Origin of the sequence: Paraburkholderia sp. SOS3 (genome assembly GCF_001922345.1) — a bacterium.
Taxonomy (GTDB): domain Bacteria; phylum Pseudomonadota; class Gammaproteobacteria; order Burkholderiales; family Burkholderiaceae; genus Paraburkholderia.
The window spans coordinates 4,277,691-4,302,656 of sequence record NZ_CP018811.1 but is presented as its reverse complement, the minus strand read 5'-3'; the positions used below and the strand labels follow the sequence as shown (position 1 = coordinate 4,302,656).

The following is a 24,966-nucleotide window of genomic DNA, read 5'->3' as shown; positions in this document are numbered from 1 at the left end:
ATCTAGGAGTATTTCAAATGGCAATCGCAAAAGAAGACATCCTCGAAGCCGTAGGCTCGATGTCGGTTCTGGAACTGAACGAACTGGTCAAGGCGTTCGAAGAGAAGTTTGGCGTGTCGGCTGCTGCTGTGGCAGTTGCTGGCCCGGCTGGCGGCGGCGGCGGTGCTGCTGCAGTTGAAGAGCAAACCGAGTTCACGGTTATCCTGACTGAAGCCGGTGGCAACAAGGTTTCCGTCATTAAGGCCGTTCGCGAACTGACGGGTCTGGGCCTGAAGGAAGCGAAGGATCTGGTCGATGGCGCACCGAAGCCCGTTAAGGAAGCTGTGCCCAAGGCTGCTGCTGAAGAAGCCAAGAAGAAGCTGGAAGACGCAGGCGCGAAAGCTGAAATCAAGTAATTTTCGGCGCGCTCTGCGGAGGCTGGCGGTTTTTGCACCGCCGGCCTTTTTGTGCTTTGTGGGGACGACGTTTTCCAACATCGTTTTTGGCAGCGATGTGTCCCAAGAAGCCAAAGAAAATCGCCACTTCGTAACATCGGTGACGTTTCTCTTTGTCTTCTGAAGCGACTGCAGAAGGCAAGTTTGGTCGGGTAGCGGGCAACACAGGCATCCGCTGCCGTCAGCCAGCGGTTGGTAGCGGCCAACCACCAAGCTTCTCGGCTCGTTCAAGCCATCGGACGGCCAACGGGTCTCAGTCGGTGAACACTCGGGTTGTCACATCAAGGTATCTCGCCTCGACAACAATGCCCGCCGTGATTCGGAGATCGTATGCAATATTCCTTCACCGAGAAGAAGCGTATTCGCAAGAGTTTCGCGAAGCGCCCCATCGTTCACCAAGTACCTTTCCTGCTGGCTACCCAGCTTGAATCATTCAGCACCTTTCTGCAAGCAGAAGTGCCGGCCACGCAACGTAAGCCTGAGGGTCTGCAGGCAGCGTTTACGTCGGTGTTCCCAATTGTTTCCCATAACGGCTTCGCGCGTCTAGAGTTTGTCAGCTACATGCTGTCGCCGCCGGCGTTCAACATCAAGGAATGTCAGCAACGCGGCCTCACGTATTGCTCGGCGCTGCGCGCGAAGGTGCGGCTCGTGCTCCTCGACAAGGAATCGCCGAGCAAGCCCGTCGTCAAGGAAGTCAAGGAGCAGGAAGTGTACATGGGCGAAATTCCGCTCATGACGCCGACCGGCTCGTTCGTCATCAACGGCACCGAGCGCGTGATCGTATCGCAGCTGCACCGTTCGCCTGGCGTATTCTTTGAACACGATAAGGGCAAGACGCACAGCTCGGGCAAGCTGCTGTTCTCGGCTCGTATCATTCCCTACCGCGGTTCGTGGCTCGACTTCGAATTCGATCCGAAGGACGTGCTGTACTTCCGCGTCGACCGTCGCCGCAAGATGCCGGTCACGATCCTGCTGAAGGCAATCGGCCTCACGCCGGAGCAGATCCTCGCGAACTTCTTCGTATTCGATAATTTTGCGCTGATGCCGGAAGGCGCGCAGATGGAGTTCGTGCCGGAGCGTCTGCGTGGTGAAGTCGCGCGCTTTGACATCACAGACCGCGACGGCAACGTGATCGTCACGAAGGACAAGCGGATCAACGCGAAGCACATCCGCGACCTCGATAACGCGAAGACGAAATTTATTTCGGTTCCCGAAGATTATCTGCTGGGCCGCGTGCTCGCGAAGAACGTGATCGACGGCGATACCGGCGAAGTCATCGCGAACGCGAACGACGAGATCACCGAGACCGTGCTCGAGAAGCTGCGCGAAGCGAAGATCAAGGACATCCAGACGCTCTACACGAACGATCTGGACCAGGGTCCGTACATCTCGTCGACGCTGCGTATCGATGAAACGGCCGACCGTATGGCCGCGCGTATCGCGATCTACCGCATGATGCGTCCGGGCGAGCCGCCGACCGAAGAAGCGGTCGAGGCGCTGTTCAACCGTCTGTTCTACAGCGAAGACGCATACGACCTGTCCAAGGTTGGCCGTATGAAGTTCAATCGCCGTGTCGGCCGCGACGAAATCATCGGGCCGATGACGCTGCAGGACGACGACATCCTCGCGACGATCAAGATCCTCGTCGAGTTGCGCAACGGCAAGGGCGAAGTGGACGACATCGACCACCTCGGCAACCGTCGTGTGCGTTGCGTCGGCGAACTGGCGGAAAACCAGTTCCGCGCGGGTCTCGTGCGTGTCGAGCGCGCGGTGAAGGAGCGTCTTGGCCAGGCGGAAAGCGAAAACCTGATGCCGCACGACCTGATCAACTCGAAGCCGATTTCGTCGGCGATTCGCGAGTTCTTCGGTTCGTCGCAGCTGTCGCAGTTCATGGACCAGACGAACCCGCTGTCGGAGATCACGCACAAGCGCCGTGTGTCCGCGCTGGGCCCGGGCGGTTTGACGCGCGAGCGCGCAGGCTTCGAAGTGCGCGACGTGCACCCGACGCACTATGGGCGCGTGTGTCCGATCGAAACGCCGGAAGGTCCGAACATCGGTCTGATCAACTCGCTCGCGCTGTACGCGCACCTGAACGAGTACGGCTTCCTCGAAACGCCGTATCGCAAGGTGACGGACGGCAAGGTGACCGACCAGATCGATTACCTGTCGGCGATCGAAGAAGGCCGTTACGTAATCGCGCAGGCGAACGCGGCAGTGGCCGACGATGGTTCGCTGACCGACGAACTCGTGTCGTCGCGTGAAGCCGGCGAAACCATGATGGTCACGCCGGATCGCATCCAGTACATGGACGTGGCGCCGTCGCAGATCGTGTCGGTCGCGGCTTCGCTGATTCCGTTCCTCGAGCACGACGACGCGAACCGCGCATTGATGGGTTCGAACATGCAACGTCAGGCTGTGCCGTGTCTGCGTCCTGAGAAGGCCGTGGTGGGTACGGGCATCGAGCGTACCGTGGCGGTCGACTCGGGTACGACGGTGCAGGCGTTCCGTGGCGGCGTGGTCGATTACGTCGACGCAGGCCGTATGGTGATTCGCGTGAACGACGACGAAGCGGTTGCAGGCGACGTCGGCGTGGACATCTACAACCTGATCAAGTACACGCGTTCGAACCAGAACACGAACATCAACCAGCGCCCGATCGTGAAGGTCGGCGACATCGTGTCGCGTGGCGACGTGCTGGCCGACGGCGCCTCGACGGACCTCGGCGAGCTCGCGCTCGGCCAGAACATGCTGGTCGCGTTCATGCCGTGGAACGGCTACAACTTCGAAGACTCGATCCTGATCTCGGAGAAGGTCGTGGCCGACGACCGTTATACGTCGATCCACATCGAAGAACTGAACGTTGTTGCTCGCGACACGAAGCTCGGACCGGAAGAAATCACGCGCGATATTTCGAACCTCGCGGAAGTGCAGCTTGGCCGTCTCGACGAGTCGGGCATTGTGTACATCGGCGCGGAAGTCGAAGCAGGCGACGTGCTGGTCGGCAAGGTCACGCCGAAGGGCGAAACCCAACTGACGCCGGAAGAAAAGCTGCTGCGCGCGATCTTCGGCGAGAAGGCGTCCGACGTGAAGGACACGTCGCTGCGCGTGCCGTCGGGCATGAGCGGCACGGTCATCGACGTGCAGGTGTTCACGCGTGAAGGCATCCAGCGCGACAAGCGCGCGCAACAGATCATCGACGATGAGCTGAAGCGCTATCGCCTCGACCTGAACGACCAGCTGCGTATCGTCGAAGGCGATGCGTTCCAGCGTCTCGCGCGCATGCTCGAGGGCAAGGTCGCGAACGGCGGTCCGAAGAAGCTCGCGAAGGGCACGAAGATCGAACGCGCTTACCTCGAAGATCTCGACCACTACCACTGGTTCGACATCCGCCTCGCGGACGAAGAAGCAGCGGCGCAGCTCGAAGCGATCAAGGACTCGATCGAACAGAAGCGTCACCAGTTCGATCTCGCGTTCGAAGAGAAGCGCAAGAAGCTCACGCAAGGCGACGAACTGCCGCCGGGCGTGCTGAAGATGGTCAAGGTGTATCTCGCGGTCAAGCGCCGTCTGCAGCCTGGCGACAAGATGGCAGGCCGTCACGGTAACAAGGGTGTCGTGTCGAAGATCGTGCCGATTGAAGACATGCCGTACATGGCCGATGGGCGTCCGGCCGACGTCGTGCTGAACCCGCTTGGCGTGCCGTCGCGGATGAACGTGGGTCAGGTGCTCGAAGTGCATCTGGGTTGGGCCGCGAAGGGTCTCGGCTGGCGTATCGGCGAAATGCTGCAGCGTCAGACGAAGGTCGAAGAGCTGCGCGCGTTCCTGACGAAGATTTACAACGAGTCGGGTCGTGCAGAGGAAATCGAGAGCTTCAACGACGACGAAATCGTCGAACTGGCGAGGAACCTGCGCGAAGGCGTGCCGTTCGCCACGCCGGTGTTCGACGGTGCGACCGAAGACGAAATGTCGAAGATGCTCGACCTCGCGTTCCCGGACGACATCGCGCAACAGCTCGGCATGACGAAGTCGAAGAACCAGGTGCGTCTGTACGACGGTCGCACGGGTGAGGCATTCGAACGTCCGGTGACGGTCGGCTACATGCACTACCTGAAGCTGCACCACCTCGTCGACGACAAGATGCACGCGCGTTCGACGGGCCCGTACTCGCTCGTCACGCAGCAGCCGCTCGGCGGTAAGGCGCAGTTCGGCGGTCAGCGCTTCGGTGAGATGGAAGTGTGGGCGCTCGAAGCGTACGGCGCATCGTATGTGCTGCAGGAAATGCTGACGGTCAAGTCGGATGACGTGACCGGCCGGACCAAGGTGTATGAGAACCTGGTCAAGGGCGATCACGTGATCGATGCCGGCATGCCGGAATCCTTCAACGTGCTGGTGAAGGAAATCCGCTCGCTCGGTATCGACATCGATCTGGACCGCAACTAATCGGACTACGGAGAGAAAGCAATGAAAGCTCTGCTCGATCTATTCAAGCAAGTCCAACAGGAAGAAGTTTTCGACGCGATCAAGATCGGTCTGGCCTCGCCCGACAAGATCCGGTCATGGTCGTTCGGTGAGGTCAAGAAGCCGGAAACGATCAACTACCGCACCTTCAAGCCGGAGCGGGATGGTCTGTTCTGCGCGAAGATCTTTGGTCCGATCAAGGACTACGAGTGCCTGTGCGGCAAGTACAAGCGCCTCAAGCATCGCGGCGTGATCTGCGAGAAGTGCGGCGTCGAAGTGACGCTCGCGAAGGTGCGTCGCGAACGGATGGGCCACATCGAACTGGCCTCGCCGGTTGCGCACATCTGGTTCCTGAAGTCGCTGCCGTCGCGTCTGGGCATGGTGCTCGACATGACGCTGCGCGACATTGAGCGCGTGCTGTACTTCGAAGCATACGTGGTGATCGATCCGGGCATGACGCCGCTCAAAGCGCGGCAGATCATGACCGAAGAGGATTACTACAACAAGGTCGAAGAGTACGGTGACGAATTCCGTGCCGAAATGGGCGCGGAAGGCGTGCGTGAACTGCTGCGTGCGATCAACATCGACGAGCAGGTCGAGATGCTGCGCACCGAACTGAAAAACACCGGTTCGGAAGCGAAGATCAAGAAGTACGCGAAGCGCCTGAAGGTGCTCGAGGCGTTCCAGCGTTCGGGCATCAAGCCCGAGTGGATGATTCTCGAAGTGCTGCCGGTGCTGCCGCCGGAACTGCGTCCGCTCGTGCCGCTCGACGGCGGCCGTTTCGCGACGTCGGACCTGAACGACCTGTATCGCCGCGTGATCAACCGTAACAACCGGTTGAAGCGTCTGCTCGAGCTGAAGGCGCCTGAAATCATCGTTCGCAACGAAAAGCGGATGCTGCAGGAAGCCGTCGACTCGCTGCTCGACAACGGCCGCCGCGGCAAGGCGATGACGGGTGCGAACAAGCGTCCGCTGAAGTCGCTCGCCGACATGATCAAGGGTAAGGGCGGTCGTTTCCGTCAGAACCTGCTCGGCAAGCGCGTCGACTACTCGGGCCGTTCGGTCATCGTGGTCGGCCCGACGCTGAAGCTGCACCAGTGCGGTCTGCCGAAGCTGATGGCGCTCGAACTGTTCAAGCCGTTCATCTTCAACAAGCTCGAAGTGATGGGCGTGGCGACGACGATCAAGGCGGCGAAGAAGGAAGTCGAGAACCAGACGCCGGTGGTGTGGGACATCCTCGAAGAGGTGATCCGCGAACACCCGGTCATGCTGAACCGTGCGCCGACGCTGCACCGTCTTGGCATTCAGGCGTTCGAGCCGGTGCTGATCGAAGGCAAGGCAATCCAGCTGCACCCGCTCGTTTGCGCGGCGTTCAACGCCGACTTCGACGGTGACCAGATGGCTGTTCACGTGCCGCTGTCGCTCGAAGCGCAGATGGAAGCGCGCACGCTCATGCTCGCGTCGAACAACGTGCTGTTCCCGGCGAACGGCGATCCCTCGATCGTGCCGTCGCAGGATATCGTGCTCGGCTTGTACTACGCGACGCGCGAAGCCGTGAATGCGAAGGGCGAAGGCATGTCGTTCACCGGCGTGTCGGAAGTGCTGCGTGCGTACGAGAACAAGGAAGTCGAGCTCGCCTCGCGCGTCAACGTGCGGATCACCGAAATGGTCCACAACGAAGACAAATCCGAAGGCGCGCCGGCGTTCGTGCCGAAGATCTCGCTGTACGCAACCACGGTCGGCCGCGCGATCCTGTCGGAGATTCTGCCGCCGGGACTGCCGTTCTCGGTGCTGAACAAGCCGCTCAAGAAGAAGGAAATTTCGCGTCTGATCAACACGGCGTTCCGCCGTTGCGGTCTGCGCGAAACCGTGATCTTCGCCGATCAACTGATGCAGTCGGGCTTCCGCCTTGCAACGCGCGCCGGTATTTCGATCTGCGTCGACGACATGCTCGTGCCGCCGCAGAAGGAAACGATCGTCGGCGACGCTGCGAAGAAGGTGAAGGAGTACGACCGCCAGTACATGTCGGGTCTCGTCACGGCGCAGGAACGTTACAACAACGTGGTCGACATCTGGTCGGCAACGTCGGAATCAGTCGGCAAGGCGATGATGGAGCAGTTGTCGACGGAACCGGTGACGGACCGCGACGGCAACGAAACGCGTCAGGAATCGTTCAACTCGATCTACATGATGGCGGACTCGGGCGCGCGTGGTTCCGCGGTGCAGATTCGTCAGCTGGCGGGTATGCGCGGCTTGATGGCGAAGCCGGACGGCTCGATCATCGAGACGCCGATCACCGCGAACTTCCGCGAAGGCTTGAACGTGCTGCAGTACTTCATCTCGACGCACGGCGCACGTAAGGGTCTGGCGGATACGGCACTGAAGACCGCGAACTCGGGTTACCTGACGCGGCGTCTGGTCGACGTGACGCAGGATCTGGTCGTCGTCGAAGACGATTGCGGCACGTCGCAAGGCGTGGCGATGAAGGCGCTCGTCGAAGGCGGTGAAGTCGTCGAAGCGCTGCGCGACCGGATTCTCGGGCGCGTCGCGGTGGCGGACGTCGTCAATCCGGAAACGCAGGAAACGCTGTACGAATCGGGCACGCTGCTCGACGAAACGGCGGTCGAAGAGATCGAGCGTCTCGGCATCGACGAAGTGCGTGTGCGCACGCCGCTTACGTGCGAAACGCGTTATGGCCTGTGCGCATCGTGCTACGGTCGCGACCTCGGCCGCGGCTCGCTCGTGAACGTCGGCGAAGCGGTCGGCGTGATCGCGGCGCAGTCGATCGGCGAACCGGGCACGCAGCTCACGATGCGTACGTTCCACATCGGTGGTGCGGCGTCGCGCGCGGCGGTTGCTTCGTCGGTCGAAGCGAAGTCGAACGGTACTGTGCGTTTCACGTCGACGATGCGTTACGTCACCAACGCGAAGGGCGAGCAGATCGTCATCTCGCGTTCGGGTGAAGCGATGATCACCGACGATCACGGCCGCGAGCGCGAGCGTCATAAGGTGCCGTACGGCGCCACGCTGCTGCAGCTCGACGGTGCGCAGATCAAGGCGGGCACGCAACTGGCCACGTGGGATCCGATGACGCGTCCGATCATCACCGAGTACGGCGGTACGGTGAAGTTCGAGAACGTCGAGGAAGGCGTGACGGTCGCCAAGCAGATCGACGACGTGACGGGTCTGTCGACGCTCGTCGTGATCGACGTGAAGCGTCGCGGCTCGCAAGCGTCGAAGAGCGTGCGTCCGCAGGTGAAGCTGCTCGATGCAACCGGCGACGAAGTGAAGATCCCGGGTACCGAGCATGCGGTGCAGATCGGCTTCCAGGTCGGCGCGCTGATTACCGTGAAGGACGGTCAGCAGGTTCAGGTCGGTGAAGTGCTTGCACGTATCCCGACCGAATCGCAGAAGACGCGCGACATTACCGGTGGTCTGCCGCGTGTGGCCGAGCTCTTCGAAGCACGTTCGCCGAAGGACGCCGGTATCCTCGCCGAAGTCACCGGTACGGTGTCGTTCGGTAAGGATACGAAGGGCAAGCAGCGTCTCGTGATTACGGACCTCGAAGGCAACCAGCACGAGTTCCTGATCGCGAAGGAAAAGCAGGTTCTGGTGCACGATGGTCAGGTCGTCAACAAGGGCGAAATGATCGTCGACGGGCCGGCGGATCCGCACGACATCCTGCGTCTGCAGGGCGTCGAGGCGCTGTCGCGTTACATCGTGGACGAAGTGCAGGACGTGTACCGTCTGCAGGGCGTGAAGATCAACGACAAGCACATCGAAGTAATCGTGCGTCAGATGCTGCGCCGCGTGCAGATCTCCGACAACGGCGATACGCGTTTCATCCCGGGCGAACAGGTCGAGCGGTCGGACATGCTCGACGAAAACGACCGTATGAACGCGGAAGACAAGCGTCCGGCAACGTACGAGAACGTGCTGCTCGGTATCACGAAGGCGTCGCTCTCGACCGACTCGTTTATCTCCGCGGCGTCGTTCCAGGAAACGACTCGCGTGCTGACCGAGGCGGCGATTATGGGCAAGCGCGACGATCTGCGCGGCCTGAAGGAAAACGTGATCGTCGGCCGTCTGATTCCGGCTGGTACGGGTCTCGCGTTCCACAAGGCACGCAAGAGCAAGGAGATGTCGGACCGCGAACGTTTCGACCAGATCGCAGCCGAAGAGGCCTTCGAGTTCGGTACGCCGGAAACGCCGGCTGCCGAGCAGCAGGCGCCGCACACCAACGAGTAAGCTGCGGGTGACGGCGGGCGGCGCAAGCCGCTCTGCCCTGAGCTTCGTACTTGAGTTGGCAAAAGCCGCTCAGTCATCGCGACTGAGCGGCTTTTTTTTCGCGCATGCGAACGCGAGTTCCAACATTTCTCGTGCTATTTGCGCAGCGTCAAGAAAGCTGCAAATCACCTTCTGAAGTTAGCTCAGGTATTTCGGGGCGCGAGCGTCGAGCGCGCAATCTGCAAGCGTTGATGCCGCCGGAGCCTGCAGAGGTTCCACGAGGACATTCAACGAATATGTCCGCTCACGTCACTCGCATTGGAGGGCCGATTCTATGCCTGGCAGTTTCATGTCGACATTTCACCGCGTACCTGATCCGGAGCCGTATCGCTCTCGACCGATGGACGACAACCTTACCCGTCCCACGCAAGGCAATCTGGCGGCAGTTCGCAAGACTGAAATGTTTAGCGAATTGCGAAATGAGGTCGGCCGCGAAAACATGCATACGTTCTCGCGAACGGGTTCAGGCTTGCCGCCCGAACGATCGCACCTCGTCGGGCAGCGCCTGGTCGAACCTTATGTGAGCCACCTGCAAAACACGGGGCAACTGTCGGATCAGCATGTAGCCGGCATCTTGCGCGGCATGGTGAAGCGGCTGGGCAAGCCTGCGCTCGATCAGCAGATGGGCAATCCGCAGCAGTATGTTTCGCACGGGTTCGATCACTCGGAGCGAGTGGCTGCGTATACCGATAAGATCGTGAAGGCATATCCGGAAATAGCGGACAAAGCTGCGAGCAAATACAACGTCCCTCCAGCAACGGCACGGCTCCTATTCCAGGTTCTGGCGCATTGGCATGACGTCGGCTATCCGGATCTCGATGGCCGGCCGAAGGCGACGCATGGACTGTCCGGTGCGTCGAGGTTCGACAGTGTGGCGGATGAATTGAACCGTCTGATCGTGCGCGAAAAGGGCCATGCAAACGAAGTGCTTTCGGATATGAGAAAAGCGATTCAACTGCACTCCGCGGACGTTGATGCCGGGCCTTATCCCATCAATGTCAAAACCGACAGGGGGTCGTTGCTGGTTTCCGATGTCGACGCTTTGAAGAAGCTGTTGCATCACTATTCCGTTGCATCGCGTCGTCCTCATCGGGTCTCAGCAATAGAAGTTCGCGGTGACCACGCTGACGATTTGAAGAAACAGATCGAGAGCGTTCTTAAGAGTCAGCCGCCCGGTCAATCAGCCAGTGTGACCGCAGATAAAACTAGGCCGGAGTACACAGGGCGACCAGCGTCGCTCGATAAAGGTAACGAAGTTAAAGTGGGACTACGCTACACCGACCAGGAGCTCACCAAAAACCCGTTCGCCATTATTCGTTTCGCGGACAACCTCGATATGGCTGCGGACCGTTTGAGCCCGCTCCAGCGATCTCCGGCATTCCGGGCCATGTACTGGAAGCTCGGCGACCACGGTCCGATCGGCAGCGCGCTCGGTGCACTCGGCAAGCTCGATACTAAAAATGTTTCTGATGTGCGTACGATTTTGTCCGGCCTGCGAGAAGCCGGAACGGCGCACGAGCCAGGCGATATTGATACGTCCATTCTGTCGAATGTCGCTCGACAATTCAGCCCTGATTCAATCCGCAATCTCAATGCTGGCGCGGCCCGTCAGAGACTAATCAAGGCGACCGTCGACAGCATATTGAGTAGCCCGATCGCTGAGGGGCTTTCTGATCCGGAGCGTGCCAGCCTGCGTGAAACGGGATACCGGCTAAACGGAGAATCGATCCGGCATTTCGGCGGCTGCGAAGCGATCGAAAGCGTCGACGTTAAACGAGGGAAGGTGCTTGTGACGGTCAACGGGCCCTTGTACCAGAAGCTAAATGAGGTAAAGGACCCAGATGGAATTGGCATCGGGGAATATCAAATCGAGCGCACAAGACAGGCGTTTTCGAGTCTCACGATCAACGGCCGGCGCCCGGTCGTCGAGGTGGTCGAACGGAACCCGCCCTGATCCGGAGTTGGCCGATTTCCACTACCTCGGAGCGGTTCCCAATGCTTCGCTTATCGCATCGAGACAGCCGGCCGCGTCGCCGATTACCAGTTCGACCGTGCAAGCGAGCATCAGGTTGAGCGGAAGACCGAAGTCCTCGACAACAAAGCCGCGCGAGCAAAATGCAGTCTCGGCGTCCATGCGGACGGCTGCGCGCGCAACGAGCGGCCGCCCGTCCGATCGATAGCCCCAGACGCGCTTGCCCAGCGCAATCGCGAAGCCCACCTCGAACGCCGTACCCGCATCGGGCTCTCCCGCACCGCGAAAGTCGTTCAGATTCGCCATCACTGCATCTGCAGCGCGGATCAAGGCAAGATTGGCGTCGCATATCCATCGAGCGGCGACCTGCGCGTCGAGGCCGGCGGGCAGGCCGCCGTCGCTTGGATAGAGGCCGGTGAGGCCTCGCTCGATACACAGCGCTTTGAGCTGCTCTCCGTGCGCGGCCGCATCGGGCCGAAACACGTCGAAGCCGGCCAGATAAATTTGCGGCGACTTCCGGGTCGCGCTTCGTGCCACTTGCATGCACTCTCCAGACAGATGTGAGCCTGATCACGAGTGTATCGCGCAGGCGCGCCTCTCACACCTTGGCCATGTGGCTAACGCGGCACTCAAAACGCGGGCACGGCGCCAATGCGTTGGTAAAATTCGTCGCTGGGGTTCCTCGTTGTCTTTTTTGTCTGCTGCTTCTTACCGTCATCCTCAATCGTTCATGTCCCGTTCGCTCGAAATTCTTAATGATGTCTTCGGCTACCCCGCGTTCAGGGGGCAACAGGCCGAAATAGTCGAGCATGTGGCGGATGGCGGAGACTGCCTCGTGCTGATGCCAACCGGCGGGGGCAAGTCGCTGTGCTATCAGATTCCATCGCTCGTGCGCCGAGAAAAGGGTCTCGGTGCGGGCATCGTCGTATCGCCGCTGATTGCGCTGATGCAGGATCAGGTCGCCGCGCTAACCGAGGTCGGCGTGCGGGCTGCCTATCTGAATTCGACCTTGTCTGGTGCGGAGGCAGCCGCGATCGAGCGCGCGCTGCGGCAAGGGGACATCGACCTGCTCTATGTCGCGCCCGAACGATTGATGACGCCGCGCTTTCTCGAGTTGCTCGAGCGCGCGCACATCGGACTGTTCGCAATCGACGAAGCGCACTGCGTGTCGCAATGGGGGCACGATTTCCGCCCGGAGTACATCCAGTTGTCGGTGCTGCACGAGCGATTCCCGTCGGTGCCGCGCATCGCGCTGACTGCGACTGCGGATGCAATCACGCGTGACGAGATCATTCATCGGCTTGCCCTCGACGACGCACGCGTCTTCGTTTCGAGTTTCGACAGGCCAAATATCCGATATCGGATCGTCGAAAAGGACAATGCTCGCGCGCAGCTGCTCGACTTTATTCGTGCCGAGCACACGAGGCCCGATGGCACGACTGACGCCGGCGTTGTCTATTGCCTGTCGCGGCGCAAGGTCGAGGAAACCGCGGAATGGCTCCAAGGGCAGGGCGTGCGCGCGCTGCCATATCACGCCGGAATGGAGTTCGAGATCCGGCAGCGGCATCAGGAAATTTTCCAGCGCGAGGAGGGTGTCGTGATCTGCGCGACGATCGCGTTCGGTATGGGCATCGACAAGCCCGACGTTCGATTTGTCGCGCACCTCGATTTGCCGAAAAGCGTTGAAGGCTACTATCAGGAAACGGGCCGCGCAGGCCGCGATGGGATGCCGGCGAATGCGTGGATGGTCTACGGCCTCGGCGACGTCGTCCAGCAGCGCAAGATGATCGACGAGTCGGACGCCGACGATGCGCATAAGCGAGTTCAGACCGGAAAGCTCGACGCGCTGCTTGGCCTGTGCGAAACAGCAACGTGCCGACGGGTGCGACTGCTCGCCTATTTCGGCGAGTCGAGCGAGCCGTGCGGAAATTGCGACACCTGTCTCGAGCCGCCGGCATCGTGGGACGCGACGCGCGAGTCGCAAATGGCGCTGTCGTGCGCGTTTCGCGCGCAGCGCGCAAGCGGTTTCAATTTCGGTGCGGGGCATCTGATCGATGTCCTGCGCGGCAACCGCAATGAAAAGATCCTGCAGCGCGGCCACGACAGGCTGAGTACCTTCGGAATTGGTTCGGAGCTGTCCGAGCACGAATGGCGCGCCGTGTTCCGGCAGCTTGTCGCATTCGGATTCTTGACGGTCGATCACGACGGCTTCGGAGCGCTCGTGCTAACCGAAGCAAGCAAGGCCGTGCTCAAGGGCGAGCAGAAAGTGACAATGCGGCGCTACGTGAAGCCAACGCGCTCGCGGCAGGCATCGGGGCGCACGAGCGAACGCGCGGACCCAACCGTCGGCATGAGCGCACGTGAGCGCGCTCGTTGGGACCGGCTGCGCGCGTGGCGTTCCGAGACGGCAAAAAGCGACGGCGTGCCCGCGTACGTCATTTTTCACGATGCAACGTTGGCCGAAATCGCCCGCAGCGAGCCGGAATCGCTCGAGGATTTACGCCAGATTCCCGGCATGGGGGCGCGCAAGCTGGATCGATTTGGGCCCGACCTTCTGGAAGTCGTGGCCGCCGACTGAGCGTGGTGCTTCGCCGTCGGCAGGACAGGCACAATAATGCGCAACTTGTTGACTCTCTTAGTATTTTCGGAATATTATGCTAGGTTCCGGTTCTTGGGGTGTCGGTGCGAGCACTTGCATTATTTGAGTGCGTGTCGATGTCGCCACGTTTGTCACCGAACCGGAGTTCGATGCGCAGTCGTTTTCGCTTTGCCCGGAAACAGATGCGTCGATTTTGTCCAATTTCAGGAATAAACAATGCCAACCATCAATCAACTGGTTCGCAAAGGCCGCACGTCGGAAACGACGAAAAGCAAGAGCCCGGCCTTGCAGGACTGCCCCCAGCGTCGCGGCGTGTGCACCCGTGTGTACACCACGACGCCGAAGAAGCCGAACTCGGCACTGCGTAAGGTCGCAAAGGTGCGCCTGACGAACGGTTTCGAAGTCATCTCGTACATCGGCGGCGAAGGTCACAACCTGCAGGAGCACTCGGTTGTGCTGATCCGCGGTGGTCGTGTGAAGGACTTGCCGGGTGTTCGTTATCACATGGTTCGTGGCTCGCTCGATACCCAGGGCGTCAAGGATCGTAAGCAGGCTCGTTCGAAGTACGGTGCGAAGCGCGCCAAGGCCGGCAAGTAAGGCAGCAAGAGTCCCCGGTCAGTCGTTGAGTCGTTTCAGGTCGCCTGCAAAGGCGTTATAGGCGGTGGTGCCGGATTGCCGGTGCTGTCGAGTAAGTGGTCACCCGACCAGGCTGGTAAGTCGTAAAAGATGAATCGGGTTAGTTGGTGGCCGCGGAGTCGGGCGCAACAAGCGTCGCTCCAACTGAAAAGGTAAAGGAAGAAACATGCCGCGTCGTCGCGAAGTCCCCAAGCGGGAAGTGTTGCCGGATCCGAAATTCGGTAACGTTGATGTTGCAAAATTCATGAACGTGCTGATGCTCTCGGGCAAGAAGTCTGTGGCCGAGCGCATCGTGTATGGCGCTTTTGAACAGATCCAGACCAAGGGTGGCAAGGACCCGCTGGAAGTGTTCACGGTAGCGCTCAACAACGTGAAACCGGTGGTTGAAGTGAAGAGCCGGCGCGTTGGTGGTGCGAACTATCAGGTTCCGGTCGAAGTGCGTCCGTCGCGTCGTATGGCATTGGCGATGCGCTGGTTGCGTGAGGCCGCGAAGAAGCGCAGCGAGAAATCGATGGCGTTGCGTCTGGCCGGTGAACTGTCGGAAGCCGCTGAAGGTCGCGGCGGCGCGATGAAGAAGCGCGACGAAGTGCACCGGATGGCGGAAGCCAACAAGGCGTTCTCGCATTTCCGTTTCTAAGCATCCCGACCCCGGGTTAGCAGTCAATAACGGAAAGAAATTCCGGGCGGGTGCGCTAAACAGGCGCCTCGCCCGTTTGTGTTAGGGCGCGCGGGTATTTCACTCCCTGCCGCGTCATTCCCATAGAGGATCAAAGTGGCTCGCAAGACACCTATCGAGCGCTACCGCAACATCGGTATTAGCGCTCACATCGACGCCGGCAAAACGACGACGACCGAGCGCATCCTGTTCTACACCGGCGTGAACCACAAAATTGGTGAAGTGCACGACGGCGCTGCCACCATGGACTGGATGGAGCAGGAGCAGGAGCGCGGCATCACCATTACCTCCGCTGCTACGACCGCTTTCTGGAAGGGCATGGGCGGCAACTATCCGGAGCACCGGATCAACATCATCGACACCCCGGGTCACGTCGACTTCACGATCGAAGTCGAGCGCTCGATGCGCGTGCTCGACGGCGCATGTATGGTTTATTGCGCGGTCGGTGGTGTGCAGCCGCAGTCGGAAACGGTGTGGCGCCAGGCAAACAAGTACAAGGTGCCGCGTCTCGCGTTCGTCAACAAGATGGACCGTACCGGCGCGAACTTCTTCAAGGTCTATGACCAGTTGAAGACGCGTCTGAAGGCCAACCCGGTCCCGGTCGTGGTGCCAATCGGCTCGGAAGAAAGCTTCAAGGGCGTCGTCGATCTGCTGAAGATGAAAGCGATCATTTGGGACGAAGCGTCGCAAGGTACGAAGTTCGACTACATCGATATCCCGGCTGAACTCGTCGACACCTGCAACGAGTGGCGCGAGAAGATGATCGAATCGGCTGCCGAAGCCAGTGAAGAGCTGATGGAAAAGTATCTCGGCGGTGAAGAGCTGAGTGAGGCCGAGATCGTCAAGGCGCTGCGCGATCGCACGATTGCGTGCGAAATCCAGCCGATGCTGTGCGGTACTGCGTTCAAGAACAAGGGCGTGCAGCGTATGCTCGACGCCGTGATCGACTTCCTGCCGTCGCCGGTCGATATTCCGCCGGTGAAGGGCGAGCTTGAAAGCGGCGAAGCCGCGGAGCGCAAGGCATCCGACGAAGAGAAGTTCTCGTCGCTCGCGTTCAAGATCATGACCGACCCGTTCGTTGGTCAACTGATCTTCTTCCGGGTCTATTCGGGCGTCGTGAATTCGGGCGATACCGTGCTGAATTCGACCAAAGGCAAGAAGGAGCGCCTCGGCCGTATTCTGCAGATGCACGCTAACCAGCGTGAAGAAATCAAGGAAGTTCGCGCTGGCGATATCGCTGCTGCGGTCGGCCTGAAGGAAGCGACGACGGGCGACACGCTCTGCGATCCGGCTAACCCGATCGTGCTCGAGCGCATGATTTTCCCGGAGCCGGTGATTTCGCAGGCTGTCGAGCCGAAGACGAAGCCTGACCAGGAAAAGATGGGCATGGCGCTGAACCGCCTCGCGCAGGAAGACCCGTCGTTCCGCGTGCAAACGGACGAAGAGTCGGGCCAGACCATTATTTCGGGCATGGGCGAACTGCACCTCGAAATTCTGGTTGACCGGATGAGGCGTGAATTCGGCGTGGAAGCGACCGTCGGCAAGCCGCAGGTGGCGTACCGCGAGACGATCCGCAGCACGGCGGCGGACGTCGAAGGCAAGTTCGTCAAGCAGTCGGGCGGCCGCGGCCAGTACGGCCACGCGGTCATCACGCTCGAGCCGAACGAGCAGGGCAAGGGCTATACATTCCTCGACGAGATCAAGGGCGGCGTGATTCCTCGCGAATACATTCCGGCTGTCGACAAGGGCATTCAGGAAACGCTGAAGGCCGGTGTTCTGGCTGGCTTCCCGGTCGTCGACGTGAAGGTCCACCTGACGTTCGGTTCGTACCACGACGTTGACTCGAACGAAAACGCGTTCCGCATGGCCGGCTCGATGGCGTTCAAGGAAGCGATGCGTAAAGCCAGCCCGGTGATCCTCGAGCCGATGATGGCCGTCGAAGTGGAAACGCCGGAAGACTACATGGGCAACGTGATGGGCGATCTGTCGGGCCGTCGCGGCATCGTGCAGGGCATGGAAGACATGGTGGGCGGCGGCAAGATCGTCCGCGCAGAAGTGCCGCTGTCGGAAATGTTCGGTTACTCGACGTCGCTGCGCTCCCTCACGCAGGGCCGCGCAACGTATACGATGGAGTTCAAGCACTACGCCGAAGCGCCGCGCAACGTCTCCGAAGCGATCATCAACGCGAAGGCGAAGTAATCATTCGGCAACGCAAGCGCCGATCAACTTTTTTGAAAGAAGAGAAACATGGCTAAAGGTAAATTCGAACGGACCAAGCCGCACGTGAACGTGGGCACGATCGGTCACGTTGACCACGGCAAGACCACGCTGACGGCGGCGATCACGACGGTGCTGACCGCGAAGTTCGGCGGAGAAGCGAAGGCGTACGACCAGATCGACGCAGCGCCGGAAGAAAAGGCGCGCGGCATCACGATCAACACGGCGCACGTGGAGTACGAGACGGCGAACCGCCACTACGCCCACGTTGACTGCCCGGGTCACGCGGACTATGTGAAGAACATGATCACGGGCGCGGCGCAGATGGACGGCGCGATCCTGGTGTGCTCGGCGGCGGACGGCCCGATGCCGCAAACGCGTGAGCACATCCTGCTGGCGCGTCAGGTGGGTGTGCCGTACATCATCGTGTTCCTGAACAAGTGCGACATGGTGGACGACGCGGAGTTGCTCGAGCTGGTGGAAATGGAAGTGCGCGAGCTGCTCTCGAAGTACGACTTCCCGGGCGACGACACGCCGATCATCAAGGGTTCGGCGAAACTGGCGCTCGAGGGCGACAAGGGCGAGCTGGGCGAAGTGGCGATCATGAACCTGGCCGACGCGCTGGACACGTACATCCCGACGCCGGAGCGCGCGGTGGATGGTTCGTTCCTGATGCCGGTGGAAGACGTGTTCTCGATCTCGGGCCGCGGTACGGTGGTGACGGGTCGTGTCGAGCGTGGCGTGATCAAGGTCGGCGAGGAAATCGAGATCGTCGGGATCAAGGCGACGGCGAAGACGACGTGCACGGGCGTGGAAATGTTCCGCAAGCTGCTGGATCAGGGCCAGGCGGGTGACAACGTGGGTATCCTGCTGCGCGGCACGAAGCGTGAAGACGTGGAGCGTGGTCAGGTGCTGGCCAAGCCGGGTTCGATCACGCCGCACACGCACTTCACGGCTGAGGTGTATGTGCTGAGCAAGGACGAAGGCGGCCGTCATACGCCGTTCTTCAACAACTACCGTCCGCAGTTCTACTTCCGTACGACGGACGTGACGGGCTCGATCGAGCTGCCGAAGGACAAGGAAATGGTGATGCCGGGCGACAACGTGTCGATCACGGTGAAGCTGATTGCGCCGATCGCGATGGAAGAAGGTCTGCGCTTCGCGATCCGTGAAGGTGGTCGTACCGTCGGCGCAGGTGTCGTCGCCAAGATCATCGAGTAAAATCGCTGGCTTGCTGCAAGCAGTAGATGGTGCCCGGGGTGAGGGCGCCCGCTCCCGCGGAAATCCTCGCCCCTCGTTCTTTTACCCATTTGGCGGTGCAACATCGCCTCGCTCTTTTTAAGGAATCGTCATGCAGAACCAGAAAATCCGCATTCGTCTGAAAGCTTTCGACTATCGCCTGATCGACCAGTCGGCGGCCGAAATCGTCGATACCGCGAAGCGGACTGGCGCAATCGTTCGTGGTCCGGTGCCGCTGCCGACCCGCATCCAGCGTTTCGACATCCTGCGCTCGCCGCACGTCAACAAGACGTCGCGCGATCAGCTCGAGATTCGCACGCACTTGCGCCTGATGGACATCGTCGACCCGACGGACAAGACGGTCGACGCGCTGATGAAGCTCGACCTGCCCGCTGGCGTGGACGTCGAGATCAAGCTGCAATAAGCCTCGCAAGGCACCCAGTTCGAGGGGTGCCGCTAAGTCTTTGATTGCTTGCGGAAAACGAAAGGCCTCGCTATAATGCAAGGCTTTTCGCGCATTTGCGCAAAAAAGTCGTGGTGGTTCGCGCCCGGCAGATCACTCTGTAAAGCGCTGAGAAACGCGGCATTTTGTAAATTAGCCCCGACCAATCGCAGTCGGGAATGGAGAAAACGATGAGCCTTGGACTCGTAGGTCGCAAGGTTGGCATGACCCGTATCTTCACGGCTGAAGGGGATTCAATTCCCGTCACCGTGCTGGACGTGTCCGACAACCGCGTGACGCAGATCAAGACTGTTGAAACCGACGGCTACACGGCTGTTCAGGTTGCTTTTGGCGCGCGCCGTGCATCGCGTGTGACGAAGCCGCTCGCAGGTCATCTCGCCAAAGCCGGCGTTCAAGCCGGTGAAATCCTCAAAGAATTCCGCATCGATGCAGCCAAGGCAGCTGAGCTGTCGAACGGCGCGATCGTTGGCCCGGATCTGTTCGAAGTGGGCCAGAAGGTCGACGTGCAAGGCGTGTCGATCGGTAAGGGCTACGCCGGCACCATCAAGCGTTATAACTTCGCTTCGGGCCGCGCTTCGCACGGTAACTCGCGTTCGCACAATGTGCCGGGCTCGATCGGTATGGCGCAGGACCCGGGTCGCGTGTTCCCGGGTAAGCGCATGACCGGTCACCTCGGTGACGAAACGGTCACGGTGCAGAACCTCGAAATCGCTCGTATCGACGCTGACCGCAAGCTGTTGCTCGTCAAGGGCGCCGTTCCGGGCGCGAAGGGCGGCAAGGTCTTTGTGACGCCGGCTGTGAAAACGCCTGCGAAGAAAGGAGCGAAATAATGGAACTTAAGCTCCTGAATGCCGATGGTCAGGAAGGTGCGGCAGTTACCGCGTCGGACGTCGTGTTCGGCCGTGACTACAACGAAGCGCTGATCCACCAGATCGTGGTTGCGTACCAGGCCAATGCTCGCAGCGGCAATCGTGCGCAGAAGGACCGTGAACAGGTTCATCACTCGACGAAAAAGCCGTGGCGTCAAAAGGGTACGGGCCGTGCTCGTTCCGGTATGACGTCGAGCCCGTTGTGGCGCGGCGGTGGTCGTATCTTCCCGAATTCGCCGGAAGAAAACTTCTCGCACAAGGTCAACAAGAAGATGCATCGCGCAGGTCTCTGCTCGATCTTCTCGCAGTTGGCCCGCGAAGGCCGCATCTCGGTGGTCGACGAGCTGACGCTCGAAGCACCGAAGACCAAGCTGTTGGCCCAGAAATTCAAGGCGATGGGTCTCGATTCCGTGCTCGTTATTACCGACACGGTTGATGAGAACCTGTACCTCGCGTCGCGCAATCTCGCCCACGTGGCGGTTGTCGAGCCGCGCTATGCCGACCCGCTGTCGCTGATCTACTTTAAGAAAGTGCTGATCACGAAGGCTGCGGTCGCCCAGATCGAGGAGTTGCTGTCATGAGCGAGATTCGCAAAAACGATCATCGTTTGATGCAGGTCCTGCTCGCGCCGGTGATCTCCGAAAAGGCGACGCTGGTGGCCGACAAGAACGAGCAAGTCGTGTTCGAAGTTGCGCCGGATGCCACGAAGCAGGAAGTGAAGGCTGCTGTCGAGCTGCTGTTCAAGGTGGAAGTCGATTCCGTCAACGTGCTGGTTCAGAAGGGCAAGGCAAAGCGCTTTGGCCGCTTCATGGGCAAGCGCAAGGACGTGAAGAAAGCGTACGTCTGCCTGAAGCCCGGCCAGGAAATCAACTTTGAAGCGGAGGCCAAGTAATCATGGCAATCGTGAAAGTTAAGCCGACTTCGCCGGGTCGCCGCGCGATGGTCAAGGTGGTGAACAAGGAATTGCACAAAGGCAAGCCTTACGCACCGCTGCTCGACGTGCAAAAGTCGAAGGCAGGCCGTAACAACAACGGTCACATCACCACGCGCCATCAAGGCGGTGGCCACAAGCATCACTACCGTGTCATCGACTTCCGTCGCACGAAGGACGGCATTCCGGCGAAGGTCGAGCGTATCGAGTACGACCCGAACCGCAGCGCGAACATCGCGTTGGTGCTGTACGCAGACGGCGAGCGCCGCTACATCATTGCGCCGAAGGGCGTGACGGTCGGCCAGCAGCTGATGTCCGGTTCCGAAGCGCCGATCCGCGCAGGCAACACGCTGCCGATCCGCAACATTCCGGTCGGTACGACGATTCACTGCATCGAAATGCTGCCGGGCAAGGGCGCGCAAATGGCGCGTTCGGCTGGCACGTCGGCGATGTTGCTGGCTCGTGAGAGCGTCTACGCACAGGTCCGTCTGCGTTCGGGTGAAATTCGCCGCGTGCACGTCGAGTGCCGCGCGACGATCGGTGAAGTGGGCAATGAAGAGCACAGCCTCCGTCAAATCGGTAAGGCCGGCGCGAACCGCTGGCGCGGTATCCGTCCGACGGTGCGCGGCGTTGCCATGAATCCGGTCGATCACCCGCACGGTGGTGGCGAGGGCAAGACGGCAGCAGGTCGCCATCCGGTGAGCCCGTGGGGTACGCCGACGAAGGGCTATCGCACCCGCAGCAACAAGCGCACGACGAGCATGATCGTCCAGCGCCGTCACAAGCGTTAAGGAGTAGGCAATGGCACGTTCAATCAAAAAAGGTCCGTTCTGCGACGCCCATTTGCTGAAGAAAGTTGAGGCGGCTGCAGCTACGCGTGACAAGAAGCCGATCAAAACCTGGTCGCGTCGCTCGACGATTCTGCCGGACTTCATCGGTCTGACGATCGCTGTTCACAACGGCCGTCAACACGTTCCGGTGTATGTCACGGAAAACATGGTCGGCCACAAGCTTGGCGAGTTCGCATTGACCCGTACGTTCAAGGGTCACGCGGCCGACAAGAAGGCCAAGAAATAAGGGGCAATCAAGATGGAAGTGAAAGCAATTCATCGCGGTGCCCGCATCTCGGCGCAGAAAACGCGCCTTGTGGCTGACCAGATCCGCGGTTTGCCGGTCGACAAGGCGCTGAACGTTCTGACGTTCTCGCCGAAGAAGGCGGCTGGCATCGTGAAGAAGGTCGTGCTGTCGGCGATCGCGAATGCGGAGCACAACGAAGGCGCCGATATCGACGAGCTCAAGATCAAGAGCATCTATGTCGACAAGGCTGCGTCGCTCAAGCGTTTCACCGCGCGCGCGAAAGGCCGCGGCAACCGCATTGAGAAGCAATCCTGTCACATCACTGTGACGGTCGGGAATTAAGGGGTCATACGATGGGACAGAAAATTCATCCGACTGGCTTCCGTTTGGCCGTCAGCCGCAATTGGGCGTCGCGTTGGTACGCGAACAACAACAATTTCGCGGCGATGTTGCAGGAAGACATCGGTGTTCGTGAATACCTGAAGAAAAAGCTGAAGAACGCGTCCGTCGGCCGCGTCGTGATCGAGCGTCCTGCAAAGAACGCGCGCATCACCATTTACAGCTCGCGTCCGGGTGTCGTGATCGGCAAGAAGGGCGAAGACATCGAACTGTTGAAGTCGGAACTGCAGAAGCGCATGGGCGTTCCGGTTCACGTCAACATCGAAGAAATTCGCAAGCCGGAAACCGACGCGCAACTGATTGCCGATTCCATCACACAACAGCTCGAGCGGCGGATCATGTTCCGTCGCGCGATGAAGCGTGCGATGCAAAACGCGATGCGTCTTGGCGCCCAGGGCATCAAGATCATGAGCGCCGGCCGTTTGAACGGCATCGAAATCGCTCGTACGGAGTGGTATCGCGAAGGCCGCGTGCCGCTGCATACGCTGCGTGCGGACATCGACTACGCGACGTCGGAAGCGAAGACGACGTACGGCATCATCGGCGTCAAGGTGTGGGTCTACAAGGGCGATACGCTCGGCCGCAACGATGCACCGGTGGTGGAAGAAGTCGCCGAGGAAAAGCGTCCGCGCCGCAACGCACGTCCGGGTGGCGATCGCCGTCCGCGTCGTGACGGTGAAGGCGGTGGTCCGGCAGGTGCTCGCCGTGGCGGCCCGCGTCGTGGTGGCGCCGGCGGCGCTGGCGGTGCTGCCGGCGGCGATGGCAAGACTGGAGAATAACCATGCTGCAACCGAAACGCAGGAAGTATCGCAAAGAGCAGAAGGGTCGTAACACCGGTGTGGCGACGCGCGGCAACGCGGTGTCGTTCGGTGAGTATGGCCTGAAAGCTATCGGTCGCGGCCGCCTGACCGCGCGTCAGATCGAAGCGGCGCGTCGTGCAATGACGCGTCACATCAAGCGCGGCGGCCGCATCTGGATCCGCATTTTCCCGGACAAGCCGATCTCGCAAAAGCCGGCTGAAGTACGTATGGGTAACGGTAAGGGTAACCCGGAGTACTACGTCGCCGAGATTCAACCGGGCAAGATGCTGTATGAAATGGACGGCGTAACCGAAGAACTGGCACGCGAAGCGTTCCGTCTGGCTGCAGCAAAGCTGCCGCTGAAGACGACCTTCATCGTTCGCCAGCTTGGCGCCTAAGGAGTGATGATGAAGGCATCCGAACTTCACCAGAAAGATAAGGCCGCGCTCAACAAGGAGCTGTCGGACCTGTTGAAGGCGCAATTCGGCCTGCGCATGCAGCTCGCGACCCAGCAGCTCACGAATACGAGCCAGCTGAAGAAGGTTCGTCGCGACATCGCACGTGTGCGGACCGTCCTGACTGAGAAGGCGAACCAGAAATGAACGATAGCGTAAAAACCTCGCTTAAGCGGACGCTGGTCGGCAAGGTCGTCAGCAACAAGATGGACAAGACGGTCACCGTGCTGGTTGAGCACCGCGTCAAGCACCCGATCTACGGCAAGTACGTCGTACGGTCAAAGAAGTATCACGCTCACGACGAAGCGAACAACTATAACGAGGGCGACCTCGTTGAAATCCAGGAAACTCGTCCGATTTCGAAGACGAAAGCCTGGACGGTATCGCGTCTCGTCGAGGCTGCTCGCATCATCTGATGCAACTGCGGCTCATAACGGGTCGTTGAAGTAGTTGAAATCGCAGCAGGTTGTACTTGCGAGACCGAGATTATTTGATATAATCTCGGTCTTCCCTCTTCGTGGGAGCCCAGCTGTTGCCTGCAGTTGGCAATTGCAATAGCAGATTGGCGGGCAAATCGTAAGTGGTAACCCTGGTGGGAAGATGGTTCGGGCGGCAGCCTGCGCTAAATGACTCACCGGATTTGCGATGGCGGGTTTCGTTAGCCGTCGCTGCCTGTTCTAACCCAAGCAGCCACGCGGCTGACGGGACCAAGACTGACCGGCTGTGCCATGGTGGTGCAATCGGATTAAGTTGGGAAAAGTAAATCATGATCCAGACCGAAACTCGGCTTGAAGTGGCCGACAACACGGGTGCGCGTGAAGTCATGTGCATCAAGGTGCTCGGCGGCTCGAAGCGTCGTTATGCCAACATCGGCGACATCATCAAGGTGAGCGTCAAAGAGGCAACGCCGCGCGGGCGCGTGAAGAAAGGCGAAATCTACAACGCTGTGGTGGTCCGCACCGCCAAGGGCGTTCGCCGTCAAGACGGCTCGCTGATCAAGTTCGACGGCAACGCCGCCGTGCTTTTGAATACCAAGCTTGAGCCTATCGGTACCCGTATTTTCGGGCCGGTCACGCGTGAGCTGCGTAGCGAACGTTTCATGAAGATCGTTTCGCTCGCGCCGGAAGTGCTGTAAGGAGCCGAGATGAACAAGATTCGCAAAGGCGACGAAGTCATCGTCACGACCGGTAAGGACAAAGGCAAGCGCGGAGTCGTGCTGGCCGTTGGAGACGAGCGTGTGACGGTCGAGGGTATCAATATCGCCAAGAAGCATGTGAAGCCGAACCCGATGAAGGGTACGACGGGTGGTGTGGAAGCGAAGGCAATGCCGCTCCACGTCTCGAACGTCGCTCTGGTCGACGCGAATGGTAAGCCGTCGCGTGTCGGCATCAAGGTCGAGGGAGACAAGAAGGTCCGTTTCCTGAAGACGACTGGTGCTGTGCTGGGCGCCTGACGCT

The 24,966-nt window shown here is 60.1% G+C and carries 23 protein-coding genes; 22 read left to right on the top strand and 1 reads right to left on the bottom strand.

Annotation, left to right across the window (positions count from 1 at the left end):
* The first annotated feature begins 17 nt into the window (after positions 1–17).
* From rplL to BTO02_RS19185, 4 genes are all read left to right on the top strand, one after another.
* Positions 18–395 (top strand): 50S ribosomal protein L7/L12, encoded by a 378-nt coding sequence (rplL, locus tag BTO02_RS19200; protein WP_075158359.1) that lies wholly within the window; start codon positions 18–20, stop codon positions 393–395.
* Positions 396–764: 369 nt separating this feature from the next.
* Complete coding sequence (rpoB, locus tag BTO02_RS19195) at positions 765–4,871, top strand: DNA-directed RNA polymerase subunit beta (RefSeq protein ID WP_075158358.1); 4,107 nt, start codon at positions 765–767, stop codon at positions 4,869–4,871.
* A 21-nt stretch (positions 4,872–4,892) separates the two neighbouring features.
* A complete protein-coding gene (gene rpoC / locus BTO02_RS19190) occupies positions 4,893–9,137 on the top strand; it encodes a DNA-directed RNA polymerase subunit beta' (RefSeq protein WP_075158357.1) in 4,245 nt (1,414 codons plus the stop codon).
* Between the two features lie 379 nt (positions 9,138–9,516).
* Positions 9,517–11,130, top strand: a complete 1,614-nt coding sequence (locus tag BTO02_RS19185; RefSeq protein WP_075158356.1) for a hypothetical protein — start codon at positions 9,517–9,519, stop codon at positions 11,128–11,130.
* 21 nt (positions 11,131–11,151) lie between these two features.
* Here BTO02_RS19185 and BTO02_RS19180 read toward each other — a convergent pair whose 3' ends face one another.
* Positions 11,152–11,691 carry a nucleoside 2-deoxyribosyltransferase gene (locus BTO02_RS19180; RefSeq protein ID WP_075158355.1) on the bottom strand — a complete coding sequence of 180 codons (540 nt, stop codon included), beginning with the start codon at positions 11,689–11,691 and terminating at the stop codon, positions 11,152–11,154.
* Positions 11,692–11,878: 187 nt separating this feature from the next.
* Here BTO02_RS19180 and recQ point away from each other — a divergent pair, with 187 nt between their 5' ends.
* The 18 genes from recQ to rplX all read left to right on the top strand — a co-directional run bounded on the left by recQ (position 11,879) and on the right by rplX (position 24,962).
* Positions 11,879–13,726: a DNA helicase RecQ gene (gene recQ, locus BTO02_RS19175; RefSeq protein WP_075158354.1), complete on the top strand. Its 1,848-nt coding sequence runs from the start codon at positions 11,879–11,881 to the stop codon at positions 13,724–13,726.
* A 237-nt stretch (positions 13,727–13,963) separates the two neighbouring features.
* The gene (gene rpsL, locus BTO02_RS19165; protein WP_006053290.1) at positions 13,964–14,344 is read left to right on the top strand and encodes a 30S ribosomal protein S12; all 381 of its coding nucleotides are present in this window, start codon (positions 13,964–13,966) and stop codon (positions 14,342–14,344) included.
* Positions 14,345–14,549: 205 nt separating this feature from the next.
* Positions 14,550–15,020, top strand: a complete 471-nt coding sequence (gene rpsG, locus BTO02_RS19160; protein ID WP_006053291.1) for a 30S ribosomal protein S7 — start codon at positions 14,550–14,552, stop codon at positions 15,018–15,020.
* A gap of 135 nt (positions 15,021–15,155) precedes the next feature.
* The gene (fusA, locus tag BTO02_RS19155; RefSeq protein ID WP_075158353.1) at positions 15,156–17,258 is read left to right on the top strand and encodes an elongation factor G; all 2,103 of its coding nucleotides are present in this window, start codon (positions 15,156–15,158) and stop codon (positions 17,256–17,258) included.
* Positions 17,259–17,306: 48 nt separating this feature from the next.
* On the top strand, positions 17,307–18,497 hold the full coding sequence (gene tuf / locus BTO02_RS19150; RefSeq protein ID WP_075158352.1) for an elongation factor Tu: 1,191 nt from the start codon (positions 17,307–17,309) through the stop codon (positions 18,495–18,497).
* Positions 18,498–18,627: 130 nt separating this feature from the next.
* Positions 18,628–18,939, top strand: coding sequence for a 30S ribosomal protein S10 (gene rpsJ / locus BTO02_RS19145; RefSeq protein WP_017777154.1), 312 nt, complete (start codon positions 18,628–18,630; stop codon positions 18,937–18,939).
* 209 nt (positions 18,940–19,148) lie between these two features.
* Positions 19,149–19,808, top strand: coding sequence for a 50S ribosomal protein L3 (gene rplC, locus BTO02_RS19140; protein WP_075159015.1), 660 nt, complete (start codon positions 19,149–19,151; stop codon positions 19,806–19,808).
* Entirely contained in the window at positions 19,808–20,428 is a 621-nt protein-coding gene (gene rplD, locus BTO02_RS19135; RefSeq protein ID WP_075158351.1) for a 50S ribosomal protein L4, read from the top strand. Before rplC ends, rplD begins: the two co-directional genes overlap by 1 nt.
* Entirely contained in the window at positions 20,425–20,739 is a 315-nt protein-coding gene (gene rplW / locus BTO02_RS19130) for a 50S ribosomal protein L23 (RefSeq protein ID WP_075158350.1), read from the top strand. The genes rplD and rplW overlap by 4 nt, the downstream gene beginning before the upstream one ends.
* A 2-nt stretch (positions 20,740–20,741) precedes the next feature.
* The gene (gene rplB / locus BTO02_RS19125) at positions 20,742–21,569 is read left to right on the top strand and encodes a 50S ribosomal protein L2 (RefSeq protein WP_075158349.1); all 828 of its coding nucleotides are present in this window, start codon (positions 20,742–20,744) and stop codon (positions 21,567–21,569) included.
* 10 nt (positions 21,570–21,579) lie between these two features.
* Positions 21,580–21,855 carry a 30S ribosomal protein S19 gene (rpsS, locus tag BTO02_RS19120; protein ID WP_027797286.1) on the top strand — a complete coding sequence of 92 codons (276 nt, stop codon included), beginning with the start codon at positions 21,580–21,582 and terminating at the stop codon, positions 21,853–21,855.
* Positions 21,856–21,867: 12 nt separating this feature from the next.
* Entirely contained in the window at positions 21,868–22,197 is a 330-nt protein-coding gene (rplV, locus tag BTO02_RS19115; RefSeq protein WP_004199272.1) for a 50S ribosomal protein L22, read from the top strand.
* A gap of 11 nt (positions 22,198–22,208) precedes the next feature.
* Positions 22,209–23,033: a 30S ribosomal protein S3 gene (rpsC, locus tag BTO02_RS19110; protein ID WP_075158348.1), complete on the top strand. Its 825-nt coding sequence runs from the start codon at positions 22,209–22,211 to the stop codon at positions 23,031–23,033.
* A gap of 2 nt (positions 23,034–23,035) precedes the next feature.
* Entirely contained in the window at positions 23,036–23,452 is a 417-nt protein-coding gene (gene rplP / locus BTO02_RS19105) for a 50S ribosomal protein L16 (RefSeq protein ID WP_075158347.1), read from the top strand.
* Between the two features lie 9 nt (positions 23,453–23,461).
* A complete protein-coding gene (gene rpmC / locus BTO02_RS19100) occupies positions 23,462–23,656 on the top strand; it encodes a 50S ribosomal protein L29 (RefSeq protein WP_075159014.1) in 195 nt (64 codons plus the stop codon).
* Entirely contained in the window at positions 23,653–23,925 is a 273-nt protein-coding gene (gene rpsQ / locus BTO02_RS19095) for a 30S ribosomal protein S17 (protein WP_075158346.1), read from the top strand. Before rpmC ends, rpsQ begins: the two co-directional genes overlap by 4 nt.
* A gap of 350 nt (positions 23,926–24,275) precedes the next feature.
* Positions 24,276–24,644 carry a 50S ribosomal protein L14 gene (gene rplN / locus BTO02_RS19090; protein ID WP_012402188.1) on the top strand — a complete coding sequence of 123 codons (369 nt, stop codon included), beginning with the start codon at positions 24,276–24,278 and terminating at the stop codon, positions 24,642–24,644.
* 9 nt (positions 24,645–24,653) lie between these two features.
* Positions 24,654–24,962, top strand: coding sequence for a 50S ribosomal protein L24 (gene rplX, locus BTO02_RS19085; protein WP_075158345.1), 309 nt, complete (start codon positions 24,654–24,656; stop codon positions 24,960–24,962).
* The last annotated feature ends 4 nt before the right edge of the window (positions 24,963–24,966 follow it).

Bases quoted from the DNA above. Each gene is read 5' to 3' on its own strand.
- rplP (WP_075158347.1), top strand. From the start codon at position 23,036: ATGCTGCAACCGAAACGCAGGAAGTATCGCAAAGAGCAGAAGGGTCGT.
- BTO02_RS19180 (WP_075158355.1), bottom strand. From the start codon at position 11,691: ATGCAAGTGGCACGAAGCGCGACCCGGAAGTCGCCGCAAATTTATCTG.
- rplV (WP_004199272.1), top strand. From the start codon at position 21,868: ATGGAAGTGAAAGCAATTCATCGCGGTGCCCGCATCTCGGCGCAGAAA.
- BTO02_RS19185 (WP_075158356.1), top strand. From the start codon at position 9,517: ATGGACGACAACCTTACCCGTCCCACGCAAGGCAATCTGGCGGCAGTT.
- rplC (WP_075159015.1), top strand. From the start codon at position 19,149: ATGAGCCTTGGACTCGTAGGTCGCAAGGTTGGCATGACCCGTATCTTC.
- rplB (WP_075158349.1), top strand. From the start codon at position 20,742: ATGGCAATCGTGAAAGTTAAGCCGACTTCGCCGGGTCGCCGCGCGATG.
- rpmC (WP_075159014.1), top strand. From the start codon at position 23,462: ATGAAGGCATCCGAACTTCACCAGAAAGATAAGGCCGCGCTCAACAAG.
- rpsL (WP_006053290.1), top strand. From the start codon at position 13,964: ATGCCAACCATCAATCAACTGGTTCGCAAAGGCCGCACGTCGGAAACG.
- rplN (WP_012402188.1), top strand. From the start codon at position 24,276: ATGATCCAGACCGAAACTCGGCTTGAAGTGGCCGACAACACGGGTGCG.
- recQ (WP_075158354.1), top strand. From the start codon at position 11,879: ATGTCCCGTTCGCTCGAAATTCTTAATGATGTCTTCGGCTACCCCGCG.
- rplX (WP_075158345.1), top strand. From the start codon at position 24,654: ATGAACAAGATTCGCAAAGGCGACGAAGTCATCGTCACGACCGGTAAG.
- rplD (WP_075158351.1), top strand. From the start codon at position 19,808: ATGGAACTTAAGCTCCTGAATGCCGATGGTCAGGAAGGTGCGGCAGTT.
- rpsC (WP_075158348.1), top strand. From the start codon at position 22,209: ATGGGACAGAAAATTCATCCGACTGGCTTCCGTTTGGCCGTCAGCCGC.
- rpoB (WP_075158358.1), top strand. From the start codon at position 765: ATGCAATATTCCTTCACCGAGAAGAAGCGTATTCGCAAGAGTTTCGCG.
- rpoC (WP_075158357.1), top strand. From the start codon at position 4,893: ATGAAAGCTCTGCTCGATCTATTCAAGCAAGTCCAACAGGAAGAAGTT.
- tuf (WP_075158352.1), top strand. From the start codon at position 17,307: ATGGCTAAAGGTAAATTCGAACGGACCAAGCCGCACGTGAACGTGGGC.
- rpsG (WP_006053291.1), top strand. From the start codon at position 14,550: ATGCCGCGTCGTCGCGAAGTCCCCAAGCGGGAAGTGTTGCCGGATCCG.
- rpsQ (WP_075158346.1), top strand. From the start codon at position 23,653: ATGAACGATAGCGTAAAAACCTCGCTTAAGCGGACGCTGGTCGGCAAG.
- rpsS (WP_027797286.1), top strand. From the start codon at position 21,580: ATGGCACGTTCAATCAAAAAAGGTCCGTTCTGCGACGCCCATTTGCTG.
- rplW (WP_075158350.1), top strand. From the start codon at position 20,425: ATGAGCGAGATTCGCAAAAACGATCATCGTTTGATGCAGGTCCTGCTC.
- rpsJ (WP_017777154.1), top strand. From the start codon at position 18,628: ATGCAGAACCAGAAAATCCGCATTCGTCTGAAAGCTTTCGACTATCGC.
- rplL (WP_075158359.1), top strand. From the start codon at position 18: ATGGCAATCGCAAAAGAAGACATCCTCGAAGCCGTAGGCTCGATGTCG.